This window comes from Pseudomonas sp. FR229a (assembly GCF_030209115.1).
In the GTDB taxonomy this organism is placed as follows: Bacteria; Pseudomonadota; Gammaproteobacteria; order Pseudomonadales; family Pseudomonadaceae; genus Aquipseudomonas; species Aquipseudomonas moraviensis_A.
This window is the reverse complement of record NZ_JARVSP010000044.1, coordinates 1-16321: the sequence shown is the minus strand read 5'-3', so window position 1 is coordinate 16321 and position 16321 is coordinate 1. Positions and strand designations below refer to the sequence as shown.

Annotated in this window: 12 protein-coding genes; 8 read left to right on the top strand and 4 right to left on the bottom strand. The window is 59.5% G+C overall.

Features of this window, described 5'->3' with window-relative positions:
* Positions 1 to 417: 417 nt before the first annotated feature.
* Both QRN33_RS26290 and QRN33_RS26285 read right to left on the bottom strand, forming a co-directional pair.
* A complete protein-coding gene (locus QRN33_RS26290; protein WP_285410986.1) occupies positions 418 to 888 on the bottom strand; it encodes a hypothetical protein in 471 nt (156 codons plus the stop codon).
* Positions 889 to 1191: 303 nt separating this feature from the next.
* Positions 1192 to 2775 (bottom strand): peptide chain release factor 3, encoded by a 1584-nt coding sequence (locus QRN33_RS26285; RefSeq protein WP_016771727.1) that lies wholly within the window; start codon positions 2773 to 2775, stop codon positions 1192 to 1194.
* A 450-nt stretch (positions 2776 to 3225) separates the two neighbouring features.
* Here QRN33_RS26285 and QRN33_RS26280 point away from each other — a divergent pair, with 450 nt between their 5' ends.
* The 5 genes from QRN33_RS26280 to QRN33_RS26260 all read left to right on the top strand — a co-directional run bounded on the left by QRN33_RS26280 (position 3226) and on the right by QRN33_RS26260 (position 8465).
* Positions 3226 to 3915, top strand: a complete 690-nt coding sequence (locus QRN33_RS26280; RefSeq protein ID WP_172667905.1) for an ABC transporter permease — start codon at positions 3226 to 3228, stop codon at positions 3913 to 3915.
* A 21-nt stretch (positions 3916 to 3936) separates the two neighbouring features.
* Positions 3937 to 4830: a glycine betaine ABC transporter substrate-binding protein gene (locus QRN33_RS26275; protein WP_285410983.1), complete on the top strand. Its 894-nt coding sequence runs from the start codon at positions 3937 to 3939 to the stop codon at positions 4828 to 4830.
* Positions 4831 to 4843: 13 nt separating this feature from the next.
* Positions 4844 to 5497 (top strand): ABC transporter permease, encoded by a 654-nt coding sequence (locus QRN33_RS26270; RefSeq protein WP_042608800.1) that lies wholly within the window; start codon positions 4844 to 4846, stop codon positions 5495 to 5497.
* A complete protein-coding gene (locus tag QRN33_RS26265; RefSeq protein ID WP_281924808.1) occupies positions 5494 to 6651 on the top strand; it encodes an osmoprotectant ABC transporter ATP-binding protein OsmV in 1158 nt (385 codons plus the stop codon). The genes QRN33_RS26270 and QRN33_RS26265 overlap by 4 nt, the downstream gene beginning before the upstream one ends.
* A gap of 650 nt (positions 6652 to 7301) precedes the next feature.
* Positions 7302 to 8465, top strand: coding sequence for a type III PLP-dependent enzyme (locus tag QRN33_RS26260; protein WP_016771733.1), 1164 nt, complete (start codon positions 7302 to 7304; stop codon positions 8463 to 8465).
* A 263-nt stretch (positions 8466 to 8728) separates the two neighbouring features.
* Here the strand turns inward: QRN33_RS26260 and QRN33_RS26255 are convergent, their stop codons facing one another.
* Positions 8729 to 9484, bottom strand: a complete 756-nt coding sequence (locus tag QRN33_RS26255) for a tetratricopeptide repeat protein (protein ID WP_285410978.1) — start codon at positions 9482 to 9484, stop codon at positions 8729 to 8731.
* Positions 9481 to 10161: a Fe2+-dependent dioxygenase gene (locus tag QRN33_RS26250; RefSeq protein WP_083354211.1), complete on the bottom strand. Its 681-nt coding sequence runs from the start codon at positions 10159 to 10161 to the stop codon at positions 9481 to 9483. The genes QRN33_RS26255 and QRN33_RS26250 overlap by 4 nt, the downstream gene beginning before the upstream one ends.
* A gap of 207 nt (positions 10162 to 10368) precedes the next feature.
* Here QRN33_RS26250 and QRN33_RS26245 point away from each other — a divergent pair, with 207 nt between their 5' ends.
* The 3 genes from QRN33_RS26245 to QRN33_RS26235 all read left to right on the top strand — a co-directional run bounded on the left by QRN33_RS26245 (position 10369) and on the right by QRN33_RS26235 (position 16055).
* Positions 10369 to 12684 (top strand): TonB-dependent receptor, encoded by a 2316-nt coding sequence (locus QRN33_RS26245; protein WP_285410976.1) that lies wholly within the window; start codon positions 10369 to 10371, stop codon positions 12682 to 12684.
* A 233-nt stretch (positions 12685 to 12917) separates the two neighbouring features.
* Positions 12918 to 15446, top strand: a complete 2529-nt coding sequence (locus QRN33_RS26240) for a PepSY domain-containing protein (protein WP_285410989.1) — start codon at positions 12918 to 12920, stop codon at positions 15444 to 15446.
* 240 nt (positions 15447 to 15686) lie between these two features.
* Positions 15687 to 16055: an endonuclease domain-containing protein gene (locus QRN33_RS26235; RefSeq protein WP_285410974.1), complete on the top strand. Its 369-nt coding sequence runs from the start codon at positions 15687 to 15689 to the stop codon at positions 16053 to 16055.
* Positions 16056 to 16321 lie beyond the last annotated feature (266 nt).

The following is a 16321-nucleotide window of genomic DNA, read 5'->3' as shown; positions in this document are numbered from 1 at the left end:
GACAGCTCGTTGGATGGAGGGCATTCGGTAGTAGATGGGCCGGCAATAAAGACGCCTTCGCGAGCAGGCGCGCTCCCACAGAAAATCAAGATCAAAAGATCGCAGCCTTCGGCAGCTCCTACTCGATGAGCGTTAGCTCGAGTAATGCTATTGATCTTGATCCACGGGCGACGTCGGAACTCTGAGCGGAGGGATTGATCCGGGCGTGGGAGTGCTGAGACAGTCTGGCGCAGCTAAACGCAGCGAGAACAAGTTTAATCAAGCAAACAGCAGAAAACCGGCGGATTGAAAAAAACTGCGAGCGGGTCCAGGCGTATTCATTGTTAACGGTAAATGCCCAACGTTGATGCACTCATATAAACCTGCGGCTGACCACATTAAGCCGCAGGCATAAAACCGAGGAGATTCTTTCATTGATTAGTTCTTACGACGAAAATCTCGCTCGAATGATTTGTTCTCGGGCCCGTCGAACCTGAATTTCATCGATGCTGTTATTTTGCTTTGCCGGTCAGAATTCGCGGCCTTTGCAATAAATTCAAAGTCCATTTGAACTACACGCTCTTCCAAATTGATCAAGCCTTTATAATTGCCCGACGCCGCTTCCCATGTCTCCAAAGGATCATGAGGATTGAAAAACGCATGAAACTTCCGATCTGTACCAAAAGTCCCCTCGACATCTTGGCTTTGTTCAATATCGTCGAACTCAAAAAAAACAGAATCATCATTTCGAATGACCCCTCCCACTTGGCCTCGACCATTAGGGTCGATTACAAACCAGCCCGCGCCCACTACTGGATTGTATGCAACTCCATCGATCGAGAATTCCATCTGACCAATCGGTTTACGATGCGGAGGGAGTTCATTAATGTTAGACGTTGTGACTTTCATGGTGTTTCTCCGAGTAGTTTCAGGGGCTATACCCCTTGATGCTTATAATCGCTATACCGTATTGGCGCCACTGTAAGACCTGACAGTTGACATCTCATTTGAAACATGCAAAAGGCACTAGATTGAATGTCCATTTGGCTGATTTTTTTTGTTTCCATGGCAACTTCAAAGCGACAGTTCCTCTTTGATACACAGATGAATAGCCGCTCTCTGAGGTAGCGGGACAAGCCGCCAAAAACAGCAGGCAACAAAAAGCCCCCAAGGCATTCACCTAGGGGGCTTTCGATCAAGCCAGCTTAGCGCTTAATGATGCTCACGCGTCGCGCGGAATTTCACATCCGGCCAGCGCTCTTCCATCAACGCCAGATTCACCCGCGTCGGCGCCAGATAGGTCAGATGACCACCGCCATCCAGCGCGAGGTTCTCCACCGCCTTGTTGGAAAATTCCTCAAGCTTCTTCTTGTCGTCGCACTCGATCCAGCGCGCGGAATACACGGTGATCGGCTCATATGAACACTCGACCTTGTATTCCTCTTTCAAACGGCTAGCGACCACATCGAACTGCAGCACACCGACGGCGCCGAGAATGATGTCGTTGCTGCGCTCGGGGAAGAACACCTGGGTCGCGCCCTCCTCCGCCAACTGCTGCAGGCCCTGACGCAATTGCTTGGATTTCAGCGGATCACGCAGACGCACGCGACGGAACAGTTCCGGGGCGAAGTGCGGGATGCCGGTGAAACCGAGGACTTCGCCTTCGCTGAAGGTGTCGCCGATCTGGATGGTGCCGTGGTTGTGCAGGCCGATGATGTCGCCGGCATAGGCTTCTTCGAGCTGTTCACGCTCGGAGGAGAAGAACGTCAGGGCGTCGCCGATGCGCACGTCCTTGCCGGTACGCACATGACGCATCTTCATGCCTTTTTCGTACTTGCCGGAGCAGATACGCATGAAGGCGATGCGGTCGCGGTGTTTCGGGTCCATGTTCGCCTGGATCTTGAAGATGAAGCCCGAGAACTTCTCTTCCACCGGCTCGACGGTGCGCTCGTTGGCCACCCGGGCCAGCGGGCGCGGCGCCCAATCGACGACAGCATCGAGCACGTGGTCGACACCGAAGTTGCCCAGTGCGGTACCGAAAAACACCGGGGTCAGTTGACCGTCGAGGAATTCCTGCTGGTTGAACTCGTGGCAGGCGCCCTGCACCAGTTCCAGTTGCTCGATGAAGCGCTCGTACTCATCGCCCAGGTGCGCGCGCGCCTCGTCGGAGTCGAGTTTCTCGATGATCTTGGTTTCGGTGCGTTCGTGACCGTGACCGGCGGTGTAGACAATGATGTAGTCATCGGCCAGGTGATACACGCCTTTGAAGTCGCGATAGCAACCGATCGGCCAGGTGATCGGCGCCGCCTTGATCTTCAGAACGGCTTCGATTTCGTCGAGCAGTTCGATCGGGTCGCGGATGTCGCGGTCGAGTTTGTTGATGAAGCTGACGATCGGCGTGTCACGCAGACGGCAGACGTCCATCAGCGCAATGGTCCGTGGCTCTACACCCTTACCGCCGTCGAGAACCATCAACGCCGAGTCCACCGCCGTCAGGGTGCGGTAGGTGTCTTCGGAGAAGTCTTCGTGGCCCGGGGTGTCGAGCAGGTTGATCATGTGTTCGCGATAGGGGAACTGCATGACCGACGTGGTAATGGAAATACCCCGCTGCTTCTCCATCTCCATCCAGTCGGATGTCGCATGGCGATCGGATTTACGGGATTTCACCGTACCGGCCACTGCAATCGCCTTGCCCATCAACAGGAGCTTTTCGGTGATCGTGGTTTTACCGGCATCGGGGTGGGAAATAATGGCGAAAGTGCGGCGTTTCGCGACTTCGGCGGCCTGTTGGGTCATGGGAAATCGCCTGGCGGTGATTCAAAAAAGGGCGGCGAGTATAGCTTAAAAAGTGATCGCCGAACCACCGTCCCTCGGCCGCGCGAAACCCCGCAGGAGCTGCCGCAGGCGGCGATCTTTTGATCTTGTTTTCAGCAGCAAAGTCAAAAGATCGCAGCCTTCGGCAGCTCCAACAGGGTGGCCAAATAGTGTCTAACGTGGGAACCTTTTAAAGCCTGGAGACGTCCATCCCCTGTTACGAATCTTCGTCAGGGGCTGAAAAATCAGCAAGTTAGCCTGACGAGGCTGCGCTCATGGCTCGCTTTCACGCCGCTTGGCCGGTGCTGGAAAACGGCTACTTTTCGCGAACGCTGACTTCGGCAACCAGAAATGGTCTTGCCACGCGGAGCAGCGCTCGCCGACTACAAAAAAAGGAGTCCGCCTGTGGCTATCCGCTATGGCAAAGGGCTGATGGGAGGTGCGGTGGTGATCGCGCTCCTGGCCCTGCTGGTCCACTGGATCGGCATCAACACGATCGAACACTACCGCGACGATTTGTTGTTTTACCTGCAAGCTCATCTGATTCTTGTCCTCGCGTCCATGCTGGCCGCCCTTGTCGTGGGCATCCCCGCCGGCATCTTCCTCAGCCGCCCGACCATGGTCGGCCGCGCCGAACGCTTCATGCAGATCTTCAATATCGGCAACACCGTGCCACCGCTCGCCGTGCTCGCGATCGCGCTGGGCATCCTCGGCATCGGCAGTGGCCCGGCAATCTTTGCGCTGTTCCTCGCCTCCCTGTTGCCGATCGTGCGCAATACCTACGAAGGCCTGAAAAACGTTCAGGGCTCACTAAAAGAAGCCGCCGTCGGCATCGGCATGACCCCGCGCCAGGTGTTGTGGAAAGTCGAATTGCCCAACGCCGTGCCGATCATCGTCGGTGGCGTGCGTGTCGCACTGGCCATCAACGTCGGCACCGCGCCGCTGGCGTTCCTGATCGGCGCCAACAGCCTCGGCAGCCTGATTTTCCCCGGCATCGCCCTGAACAATCAGCCGCAACTGCTGCTCGGCGCCGCGTGCACCGCGCTGCTGGCGCTGCTGCTCGATGGCGTGGTCACCCTCGCCAGCCGTCTCTGGCTGGAACGCGGTTTGCGCCCGTCTTAAGGCTCTTGCGAAGGAATATTCATGAAACGTCTCAGTTTGATCTTAGGCTGCGTCCTGCTGTTCGCAGGATTGGCGCAAGCCGCCGAAAAACCGGTCATCCGCCTTGGCGCGCGGGTATTTACCGAGCAGACCCTGCTCGCCGAAATCACCGCGCAATACCTGCGCAGCAAAGGCTACGACGCGCAGATCACTGGCGGTCTGGGCAGCAACCTCGCTCGCAGCGCCCACGAAAGCGGCCAGTTGGACCTGCTCTGGGAATACACCGGCGTGTCGCTGGTGGCCTACAACCATGTAACCGAGAAACTCGACAGCGCGCAGTCCTACACCCGGGTCAAAGAACTCGACGCAAAAAAAGGCCTGATCTGGCTGACGCCGTCGAAATTCAGCAACACCTACGCCCTCGCCCTCCCCAAGAAAGTGGCTGAGGAATATCCGCAGATCAACAACATCAGCCAGCTCAACGAAGTGCTGCGTGCGGAAGCCAAGACCAATCATCTGGTGGCGCTGGATACCGAGTTCGCCAATCGCTCCGACGGTCTCGACGGCATGGTCAAGCTCTACGACATGAACCTGACCCGCAAGAATATCCGTCAGATGGACGCCGGCCTGGTCTACACCGCGCTGCGCAACGGTCAGGTATTTGCCGGTCTGGTCTACACCACCGACGGCCGCCTCAACGCCTTCGGCCTGAAATTGCTGGAAGACGACAAGCATTACTTCCCCGACTACACCGCAGCTCCCGTGGTGCGTCAGGCCACGCTGGACGCCAACCCGAAACTGGCCGAGCAACTCAAGCCACTGGCTGAACTGTTCGATGACGAAACCATGCGCCAGCTCAACGCGCGGGTGGATGTCGACCACGAAAGCCCATCGTCCGTTGCCGCCGATTTCCTGCGCCAGCACCCACTGAATTAAGAGAGGAGAAGTCATGGAATTTCTGAACGCCTTTTCCCATCTCGACTGGCAGCAGGTGATGCACCTGACCTGGCAGCACATCACCCTGGTCGGCATCGCCGTGACCCTGGCGATTGTCATCGGCGTGCCGCTGGGCATTCTGATGACGCGCTTTCCGAGCCTCGCCGGCCCCTTGCAGGCCAGCGCCACGGTGCTGCTGACTGTGCCGTCGATTGCCCTGTTCGGCCTGCTGCTGCCGTTCTACTCCAAGTTCGGCCAGGGCCTGGGGCCACTGCCGGCGATCACTGCGGTGTTCCTGTATTCGTTGCTGCCGATCATGCGCAACACCTATCTCGCCCTGACTGGCGTTGAACCGGGCATCCGTGAAGCTGCACGGGGTATCGGCATGACCTTCGGCCAGCGCCTGCGCATGGTCGAACTGCCGATTGCGGTGCCGGTGATCCTCGCCGGTGTGCGTACCGCCGTGGTGATGAACATCGGCGTAATGACCATCGCCGCGACCATCGGCGCCGGCGGCCTCGGTGTGTTGATCCTCGCCTCCATCAGCCGCAGTGACATGTCGATGCTTATCGTCGGCGCGCTGCTGGTCAGTCTTCTGGCGATTTTCGCCGATCTCGTTTTGCAGTGGCTGCAACGCTCGCTGACTCCAAAAGGACTCCTGAAATGATCGAACTTCAAAACCTCAGCAAGACCTTCCAAAGCAACGGCAAAGATGTCAAAGCCGTGGACTCGGTAAGCCTGACCGTCAATGAAGGCGAGATCTGCGTGTTCCTCGGGCCATCGGGTTGCGGCAAAAGCACCACGCTGAAGATGATCAACCGCCTGATCAAACCGACCTCGGGCAAGATCCTCATCAACGGCGAAGACACCACCGATCTCGATGAGGTGACCCTGCGCCGCAACATCGGTTACGTGATCCAGCAGATCGGTCTGTTCCCGAACATGACCATCGAAGAGAACATCGTCGTCGTGCCGAAACTGCTCGGCTGGGACAAACAGAAATGCCACGACCGCGCCCGCGAACTGATGAGCATGATCAAGCTTGAGCCCAAGCAGTATCTGCATCGTTATCCGCGGGAACTGTCCGGTGGTCAGCAACAGCGAATCGGCGTGATCCGCGCATTGGCGGCAGATGCTCCGCTGCTGTTGATGGACGAGCCGTTTGGCGCGGTCGACCCGATCAACCGCGAGATGATCCAGAACGAATTCTTCGAGATGCAGCGCGCGCTGAACAAGACCGTGATCATGGTCAGCCACGACATCGACGAAGCCATCAAGCTGGGCGACAAGATCGCCATTTTCCGCGCCGGCAAACTGCTGCAGATCGATCATCCCGACACCCTGCTGGCGCATCCGGCGGACGATTTCGTCAGCAATTTCGTCGGTCAGGACAGCACCCTCAAACGCCTGCTGCTGGTGAAGGCCGAGGACGCGGCGGACAACGCGCCGTCGGTGAGCCCGGAAACGCCAGTGGCCGATGCGCTGGAATTGATGGACGAGCACGACCGTCGCTACGTGGTGGTCACCTGCTCAGAGAACAAGGCACTGGGTTATGTGCGTCGTCGCGACCTGCATCGCCAGACCGGCACCTGTGCGCAATTCCTGCGTGAATTCAACGCCACGGCGGCGTACGACGAGCACCTGCGCATCCTGCTGTCGCGCATGTACGAGTTCAACCGCGCCTGGCTGCCGGTGATGGACGCGGAACGGGTGTTCCTCGGCGAGGTGACGCAGGAGTCGATCGCGGCGTACCTGAGCTCGGGACGTTCGCGAGGGATGAAGACCAATATCGTCTCGCCGGCTGAGACCGTGGTCGCGTAATCCTCCGGACCGAATACTGCACCTGTGGCGAGGGAGCTTGCTCCCGCTGGGTCGCGCAGCGGCCCCTCTTTGAAAAAAAGCGAGGACTGCTTCGCAGTCCAGCGGGAGCAAGCTCCCTCGCCACAGGTTTTCGGCAAATGCAATTGCTGGAAAAGAATCTCAACAACGCGGCGTCGTCTGCTCTCGCCATCGTCTTCAGCGTTTCAGCTGAAAAGCCTCTGAATCAGCACTAATGCCGGGAACGTCGCCGATGTTGTAGTCATCAGACTTATCGACAACTTGGCTGACAAAAACCCCGAACGTGCAGATATGTTTAACACTCGAAAATCCCTCGGGAACATCTGTCCGTCATCTCGGTCGGGTACAAGGAGTGATGAACGCGACGCACGTCAGAAGCGTGCAAAAACGCGACATTTTTAGTTGATCTCACGCCCCTCACGCCCTAAAGTTCGCGCCGAACGTCCATGCTGGAAACGATCCATCCGGCTCAAGTACTGACGACGAGACAGCAAGGCCAAGGGATAGCGGCACATCTCTGGGCCTTTTTGCTTTCGGCGACATGCCTTGGGAAGTAGGCGAACCAAAGTGGGGATACGGAGGACGTTCATGCACCCATTGTTAATTACAGTTTGCCAGTAGGAGTTCCCAGCATGTCGATCCAGGTCGAAGACTATTTCGCGCGCGCTACATTCGACAAAATGAAGGCGTTCGCCGACAAACAGGAAACCCCGTTCGTGGTGATCGACACCGCGATGATCGCCCAGGCCTACGATGACCTGCGTGCCGGTTTCGAATTCGCCAAGGTCTACTACGCGGTCAAGGCCAACCCGGCCGTCGAGATCATCGACCTGCTCAAAGACAAGGGTTCGAGCTTCGACATCGCTTCGATCTACGAGCTGGACAAAGTGATGGATCGTGGCGTCAGCCCGGACCGCATCAGCTACGGCAACACCATCAAGAAATCCAAGGACATCCGCTACTTCTACGAGAAGGGTGTGCGTCTGTTCTCCACCGACTCCGAAGCCGACCTGCGCAACATCGCCAAGGCTGCCCCGGGCTCGAAAGTCTATGTGCGTATTCTGACTGAAGGCTCGACCACAGCTGACTGGCCGCTGTCGCGCAAATTCGGCTGCCAGACCGACATGGCCATGGACCTGCTGATCCTCGCCCGCGACCTCGGTCTGGTGCCGTACGGCATCTCGTTCCACGTCGGCTCGCAACAGCGCGACATCAGCGTCTGGGACGCGGCGATCGCCAAGGTCAAAGTGATCTTCGAGCGCCTGAAAGAAGAAGACGGCATTCATCTGAAGCTGATCAACATGGGCGGTGGCTTCCCGGCCAACTACATCACCCGCACCAACAGCCTGGAAACCTACGCCGAAGAAATCATCCGCTTCCTCAAGGAAGACTTCGGTGATGATCTGCCGGAAATCATTCTCGAGCCGGGCCGTTCGCTGATCGCCAACGCCGGTATTCTGGTCAGCGAAGTGGTGCTGGTTGCACGCAAGTCGCGCACTGCCGTCGAGCGCTGGGTGTATACCGATGTGGGCAAGTTCTCCGGCCTGATCGAAACCATGGACGAAGCGATCAAGTTCCCGATCTGGACCGAGAAGAAAGGCGAGATGGAAGAAGTCGTGATCGCCGGCCCGACCTGCGACAGCGCCGACATCATGTATGAGAACTACAAGTACGGTCTGCCGCTGAATCTGGCGATTGGTGATCGCCTGTACTGGTTGTCGACCGGTGCGTACACCACCAGCTATAGCGCGGTTGAATTCAATGGCTTTCCGCCGTTGAAGTCGTTTTACGTGTAAGAGGCAGCGGCAAGTTTCAAGCTGCTAGCTGCAAGTGAAAAGCCCACGATGTTGTGGGCTTTTTTTGTGGGTGTTCGGCTGGGGGTTCATTTGCACTTGAGACCGAAGCCCCTCACCCCAGCCCTCTCCCGAGGGAGAGGGCTGGGGTGCATGCTTTTCAAAATTGAGTTCGACTGGATATTTCAGGTCGATGTATAGCGCAGGAACGACGCGGTCAGTCCCCTCTCCCCCTGGGAGAGGGCTAGGGTGAGGGCTTTGCGGTTTCAGCCGCGCTGCAACTCTGCATACCGAGCGGCATACTGACTAGCCATCACCTGAATCCGCAGATCTGTCGCATCAGCCAGCGTCTGACTCGCCACCCGCAAAAAACTCAGATTACCGCCCGCCAAAGCTTTCTCAAGCCAATCGACCGCATCATCAATCCGTCCTTCACCCGCCAACACCGCCGCATAACTGAACTGCCCACGAAAATCCCCCGCTTCAGCCGAGCGCTGATACCAGTCACGCGCCGCTGGCGGATCCGCCGGACACACCTGCCCTTCCTCCAGATAGCGCCCAAGCAGATTCATCGATTTGGCATGGCCCAACTCAGCCGCGCGTCGATACAACGCCAACGCCTGCCGATGATCAGCCGTCACCCCGCGCCCGGTCGCCAGCAGGTTGGCGAGGTTGTACATCGCCCAGTCCAGGCCCGCCTCGGCGGCGATTCGATAATGCTGCGCCGCCACCGAGGCATCCGCCGCACAACCCCAACCATGCTCATGGCAACGTCCGAGCATGTTGCGCGCCATCAGGTGCCCGCGTCCGGCGGCGATGGCGAACCAGCGCAGCGCCAGCGCTTGATCCTGCGCGATGCCCTGGCCGTCGAGCAGGATCTGCCCGAGCAGCGCCTGCGCTTCAACCTCGCCCTCACCCGCCGCCAGCAAAATCGCCTGCGCCGCTCGAGCCGGGCTTTCTTCAAGCATCGCCGCCAACCCGGCGGCATCGAGGACTTCCTCGCGACGCACGTGGAAACTCATACCTCGACCCACCGCCGCAGCAGGTTGTGATAAGTGCCGGTGAGGCGGATCAGCGAGGGATGATCGGGGACGTCCTGGGTCAGCTGCTGGATCGCCGCGTCCATCTCGAACAGCAATGCGCGCTGGCTGTCTTCGCGCACCAGGCTTTGTGTCCAGAAAAACGACGCATAACGTGCGCCGCGAGTGACCGCATTGACCTTGTGCAAACTGGTGCCCGGATACAACACCATGTCGCCGGCCGGCAACTTCACTCGCTGGCTGCCGTAGGTGTCCTGAATCTCCAGCTCGCCGCCGTCGTAATCTTCCGGCTCGCTGAAGAACAGCGTCGCCGACAGATCGGTACGCACCCGTTCGATGCTGCCCTTGGGCTGGCGTACGGCATTGTCGATATGGAAATCGAAACTGCCGCCGGCGGTGTAACAGTTCACCAAGGGTGGAAAGACTTTGTGCGGCAATGCGGCGGACATGAACAGCGGATTTTTCCACAGCCGCTCCAGCATCGCCGCGCCGATTTCCTTGGCCAGCGGGTGGCCTTCGGGCAATTGCAGGTTGTGCTTGGCCTTGGCCGACTGGAAGCCCGCAGTGATCTTGCCATCGGCCCAGTCCGCCTGCTCCAGGGCCCGGCGGATGCGCTGCACTTCGTCTTTTGCGAACAGCCCGGGAATGTGCAGCAGCATGGCAATGTCACCTGATGGCAAGAAGGCGGCAATGGTATTGATTCTTATTGACCGTGTAAAACCCGCAAGACGAATGAACGGACAGAAACCGTAAGGGCAAATTGTAAAGAATGTAAATTCAATGCGAATAACAATGTTTCGCAATTGATACGAATACCTGTTTACCCTATATTCCGCCGCCTCAAATCCTTGGGGAGGGGAATAAAAATGGCACGTCAACACGCACAACTACCGGTCAGTTCACCACGTCTGCTCGCCTCGGCAATCGGTGTCGCAATCACCGCCGGCTCTGCGGGGCAGATGGTCTTTGCAGCGGAAAAAACCGAGAGCAAAGCGTCCGGCAATGCCATCGCCCTGGACGCTACCGCCATCACCGGCGAAGCCCAGGACACGACCTCCTACCAGGTCGAAAAAGCCTCCTCACCCAAGTACACCGCGCCGCTGGTCGACACGCCGCGCTCGGTCACCGTCATCCCGCAACAAGTGCTCAAGGACACCGGCGCGCTGAACATGCAGGACGCACTGCGTACCGTGCCGGGCATCACCTTCGGTGCCGGTGAAGGCGGCAACCCCCAGGGCGATCGTCCGTTCATTCGTGGCTTCGACGCTCAGGGTGACACTTACCTGGACGGCGTGCGTGACACCGGATCGCAGAGCCGCGAGATCTTCGCCGTGGAAAACATCGAAGTCAGCAAAGGCCCGAACTCGGCCATTGGCGGTCGTGGCGCAGCCGGTGGCAGCATCAACCTGGTGAGCAAGAAAGCGCACCTGGGCAACTCGTTCGACGGCGGCTTCACCTACGGCTCCGACCAGACCCAACGCTACACCCTCGACGGCAACTACCAATTCAGCGACAGCGCTGCCGGCCGTCTCAACCTGATGAGCCATGAGAGCAACGTCGCCGGTCGCGACAAGGTCGATTACGACCGTTGGGGCATCGCGCCCTCCCTGGCTTTCGGCCTGGGTACCGATACCCGCGTCAACCTCGACTACTACCACCTGGAAAGCAACGACACTCCGGACTCGGGCATCCCGTACACCATTCCGACCGGTGGTTCGGCCGCACGCACCAAGTCCAACCCGGATAAGCCGTACGCCGGTGGCGACCATGACAACTTCTACGGTCTGGATCGCGACTTCCGCAAGGGCCGCACCGACACCGCGACCTTCGCCATCGAGCACGACCTGAACGATACGCTGACCATCAAGAACACCCTGCGCCACGGCACCAGCATGCAGGATTACATCCTCACCCAGCCGGACGACAGCAAGGGCAACGTCAACAATGGCAGCGTCTGGCGTCGCGCCAACACACGGGTGAGCAACACCGAAACCACCACCAACCAGACCGACCTGTTCGGCACCTTTTACGTGGCCGGTTTCAAGAACAGCTTCTCCACCGGTGTCGAGTACACCCGTGAGCAGAGCGAAAAATCCTCGTACAACGTCAACACCGACACCACACCGCGCACCAGCGCCGCAACGACCAACTGCAACCCGGGTCTGATCGGCGCGGCCAGCGGTTACAACTGCACCTCGCTGTCGAACCCGAACCCGAACGATCCGTGGAACGGCGCGATTTCGCGCAACTACGCCGGCACCGACACCCAGGCCGACACCTACGCGCTGTACGTGTTCGACACGCTGGAATTGTCCGAGCAATGGCTGGTGAACATGGGCCTGCGTTACGACCACTTCGACACCGATTACAAGTCCTACAACGCCGCTGGCCGCACCACCTCCAAGGGCGATGACACCAGCGAGTTCGTCACCGGCCAGTTCGGCGTGGTCTACAAGCCAGCGGAAAACGGCAGCATTTATGCTTCCTACGCGACCTCGGCGACACCGCCGGGCAACACCTTGGGCGAAGGTCAGGAAGGCAACCCGCTGGGCGGCACGCCGGATCGCAGCGGCAATCTGCTGAGCAGCGACATGGAGCCGGAGACTACGAAGAACTATGAGATCGGCACCAAGTGGGATCTGCTCAATGATCGCCTGTCGCTGACCGCCGACATCTTCCGCACCGAGAAGGAAAACGCTCGCGTGCAGGTCGACACCAGCTCCTACGAGAACGCCGGCAAGACCCGCGTACAAGGTTTCGAACTGTCGGCCAGCGGCAGGATCACCGACAAGTGGCAGGTGTTCGCCGGTTACGCCTTCATGGACAGCGAACAGGTCGACGGCGGCCCGCTGGGTCGCGCCAACGACGGCAACGATCTGCCGAACACACCGAAAAACAGCGCCAGCCTGTGGACCACCTATCAGGTCACGCCAAAGCTGACCATCGGTGGTGGCGCGTTCTACGTCGACGACGTCTATGGCAGTGTGGCGAATACAACGATGGTCGACTCGTACGTACGTTACGACGCGATGGCGGCCTACAAGCTGACCAAGAACGTCGACCTGCAACTCAACGTGCAGAACCTGACTGACGAAACCTATTACGACAAAGCCTTCTCGACCCACTTCGCCAATCAGGCGGCGGGACGTACGGCGCTGTTGAGTACCAACTTCCACTTCTGACGATTTGGAACCTGTAGGAGCGAGCCTGCTCGCGATAGCGGTGTGTCAGTCAGCATCAATCCCTCTGACAGATAGCTATCGCGAGCAGGCTCACTCCTACATGGGATGTGCCGCGAGGCTCGGCCCCGTTCATTCAGTTGAACGGGGCTTTTGTGTGTTACGCAAAACGCTTCTTGATAACCCACGGCATAATGCCCGCCGTGATGACAATTTCCGAACGGACGGCGAGTGACGTGTTGAAGAAAACCCTGTTCCAGTTGCACTGGTTTTTTGGCATCACCGCAGGGCTGGTACTGGCCCTGATGGGTATCACCGGCGCGGCGTATTCGTTTCAGGACGAGATCCTGCGCGCCCTCAATCCGTCCGTTTTGCAGGTGGAAAAGCAGGTCGCCGGCGTGTTGCCGCCGGTGGAACTGGTGGAGCGCATCGAAGCCGCGTCCGGCAAGAAAGTCGCCATGCTCTGGGTCGAGACCGACAGCGGTCACGCCGCACGGGTTTACTTCACCCCGCCCAAGGGTGAACGGCGGGGCGAGATGCGCTACTTCGATCCGTACACTGCCGAGTTCAAGGGCGACGCCACTGGCCAGGATTTCTTCGGCCTGATGCTGCAACTGCACCGCTTCCTCGCCATGGGCGACACCGGGCGCAACATCACCGGCGCCTGCACACTGATGCTGTTGTTCTTCTGTCTCTCCGGCCTTTATCTGCGCTGGCCACGCCAGTGGAACAGCTGGCGCGTGTGGCTGACGCTGGACTGGAAAAAGAAGGGTCGCGCGTTCAATTGGGATCTGCACTCGGTCGCCGGCACCTGGTGCCTGCTGGTCTATCTGCTGCTGGCATTGACCGGATTGTCGTGGTCGTACGAGTGGTACAACAAGGGCCTGACCCGGCTGCTTTCCGACGCACCACAGAACGAGCGCGTACGCGGCGGTCGCGGCCCGGCGCCAGAAGGCCCGGCACCGACGGCCGACTACGCGGCGATGTGGAGCAGCATCTATAGCGCTGCCGGCCCGGGTCTGGCGGCGTACAACATCCGCATGCCAGCGGTGGCCGGCCAGCCGGCGACGGTGTTCTACCTGCTCGACAGCTCGCCCCATGACCGTGCGCTGAACCAGATCACCCTCGACCCGGCGACCGGCGTGGTCAAACGCGTCGACCGCTATGCCGACAAAAGCTTCAAGGCACAACTGCTGACCAGCATTTACGCACTGCACGTCGGCAGTTATTTCGGCCTCGTCGGGCGCATCATCGTGACGATGGCGGCGGTGTGCATGCCGCTGTTTTTCATCACCGGCTGGCTGCTGTATCTGGATCGCCGGCGCAAGAAAAAGCAGATCAAGGATGCCCGTCAGGGTCTGGCGCAACCGTCCGCTGATGCGTCGGCATGGCTGATCGGCTTCGCCAGTCAGAGCGGTTTCGCCGAGCAACTGGCGTGGCAGACCGCCGGGCAATTGCAGGCCGCCGGACTGCCGGTCAACGTGCAGCCGCTGGCCAATCTCAGCGAACAGGATCTGCGCGATTCGAACAATGCGTTGTTCGTGGTCAGCACCTTCGGCGACGGCGAAGCACCGGACAGCGCCCGTGGCTTCGAACGTAAAGTGCTGGCCAAGGCTTCGACACTCGACGGCCTCAACTACGCCGTGCTCGGCCTCGGCGATCGGCAATACGCGCACTTCTGCGGCTTCGCCAAACGCTTGCATCAATGGCTCGGCGAACACGGCGGCAAGACCCTGTTCGCCCCGGTGGAAGTCGACAGCGGCGATCCTTACGCGCTGCGCCACTGGCAAACGCAACTCGGCCAGCTGACCGGACAGGCGCCGAGCGAAACCTGGCAAGCACCCAGCTACGACAACTGGACACTGGTCCGCCGCGAACTGATGAACCCTGACAGCAGCGGTGCGCCGGTCTATCTGCTCGGCCTCAAGGCGCCGGATACGCGCAGCTGGCTGGCCGGTGACCTGGTCGAAGTGCTGCCACGCAATTGCCCGTGGGCCATCGAGCATTTCCTCGACGGCCTCGGCATCCGTGGCGAAACTCCGGTCAAGGTCAACGGCATCGACGAGCCGCTGGAAGTGGCACTCGCGTCACGCCAGCTGCCTGAACACCGCGCACATCTGGTCGGCCTGCATGCGCAATCGCTGGTCGACGCAATGGTGCCGCTGGCGATGCGCGAATACTCCATCGCCTCGATCGCCGCCGACGGCGTGCTGGAGCTGATCGTGCGTCAGGAACAGCACAACGACGGCAGCCTCGGTATCGGCTCCGGCTGGCTCACCGAGCATGCGCCCGTGGGCGGCAGCATCAGCCTGCGGGTGCGGCGCAACAGCGGCTTCCATCTGCCGAACGAGCCAGTGCCGATGATCCTGCTGGGCAACGGCACCGGCCTGGCCGGCCTGCGCAGCTTGCTCAAGGCACGCATTGCCGACGGTCAGCAGCGGCAGTGGTTGCTGTTCGGCGAGCGCAACCGCGAGCACGACTTCCTCTGCCGCGCCGAGCTGGAGGAATGGCTGGTCAATGGTGATCTGGCGCGCCTGGATCTGGCGTTTTCCCGGGATCAGGCCGAGAAGGTTTATGTGCAGGATCGCTTGCGTGAGTCAGCGGATGAATTGAAGAAATGGTTGGCTGATGGTGCCGTCATCTATATCTGCGGCAGCCTTCAGGGGATGGCTGCGGGGGTGGATCAGGTGCTCAATGATCTGCTGGGTGCTGATGAAGTTCAACGGCTGATCGAGCTGGGACGGTATCGCCGGGATGTTTACTAACGCCTGCGAGAAGCCCCTCACCCTAGCCCTCTCCCGGAGGGAGAGGGGACCGATTGGGGGATGCTCGAGATCGACGCCGACCTGAGCGTCCTTCACTGAATCCAAAGCCATAATCACCTCGGTCTTCCAGGTCGATGCATGACGCAGGACACCTCGGTCAGCTCCCTCCGGGAGAGGGCCTGGGTGAGGGAAATGGACTACTGTTAAATCTCCAGTCAACTTCACAAGGACCGTGAAGCCATGCCAATCCGCCCCACCCTCGCCCAATTCGCCCGCCAGTTACGCACCAACCAGACAGATTGCGAACTCTTGCTCTGGCAGCGCCTGCGTTCCCGGCTGATCGCCAACCTGAAATTCCGCCGACAGTTTCCATGTCCACCGTATGTGCTGGACTTCTACTGTGTGGATTTGAAGTTGGCGATTGAGCTGGATGGGGGGCAACACTATGAAACGGGCGGGATGATCCACGACCGGCGCCGGTCGAACTTCCTGTATCAACAAGGCATTCAAGTCGTGCGATTCAGTAATCTTGAGGTGCTTCAGCAGATGGACGATGTGTTGGAGCAGATCATCAGAATTGCGACGGACCGGAAAATGCCCTCACCCTAGCCCTCTCCCAGAGGGAGAGGGGACCGATTGGGGGATGCCAGAGATCGACGCCGACCTGAACGTCCTCCACGGAATCCAAAGCCAAGAGTCGAAACGAGGGACGTTTTCCCATCCATAATCGCCTCGGCCTCCCAGGTCGATGCATGACGCAAGACACCTCGGTCGGCCCCCTCTACTTCCAGAGAGAGAGGGGACCGATTGGCGGATGCCGGAGATCGACGCCGACCTGAACGTCCTCCACGGAATCCAAAGCCAAGAGCCGAAAC

Coding starts and splice junctions, on each gene's coding strand:
- QRN33_RS26285 (WP_016771727.1), bottom strand. CDS start 2,775: ATGACCCAACAGGCCGCCGAAGTCGCGAAACGCCGCACTTTCGCCATT.
- QRN33_RS26265 (WP_281924808.1), top strand. CDS start 5,494: ATGATCGAACTTCAAAACCTCAGCAAGACCTTCCAAAGCAACGGCAAA.
- QRN33_RS26250 (WP_083354211.1), bottom strand. CDS start 10,161: ATGCTGCTGCACATTCCCGGGCTGTTCGCAAAAGACGAAGTGCAGCGC.
- QRN33_RS26290 (WP_285410986.1), bottom strand. CDS start 888: ATGAAAGTCACAACGTCTAACATTAATGAACTCCCTCCGCATCGTAAA.
- QRN33_RS26260 (WP_016771733.1), top strand. CDS start 7,302: ATGTCGATCCAGGTCGAAGACTATTTCGCGCGCGCTACATTCGACAAA.
- QRN33_RS26280 (WP_172667905.1), top strand. CDS start 3,226: ATGGGAGGTGCGGTGGTGATCGCGCTCCTGGCCCTGCTGGTCCACTGG.
- QRN33_RS26235 (WP_285410974.1), top strand. CDS start 15,687: ATGCCAATCCGCCCCACCCTCGCCCAATTCGCCCGCCAGTTACGCACC.
- QRN33_RS26275 (WP_285410983.1), top strand. CDS start 3,937: ATGAAACGTCTCAGTTTGATCTTAGGCTGCGTCCTGCTGTTCGCAGGA.
- QRN33_RS26270 (WP_042608800.1), top strand. CDS start 4,844: ATGGAATTTCTGAACGCCTTTTCCCATCTCGACTGGCAGCAGGTGATG.
- QRN33_RS26245 (WP_285410976.1), top strand. CDS start 10,369: ATGGCACGTCAACACGCACAACTACCGGTCAGTTCACCACGTCTGCTC.
- QRN33_RS26255 (WP_285410978.1), bottom strand. CDS start 9,484: ATGAGTTTCCACGTGCGTCGCGAGGAAGTCCTCGATGCCGCCGGGTTG.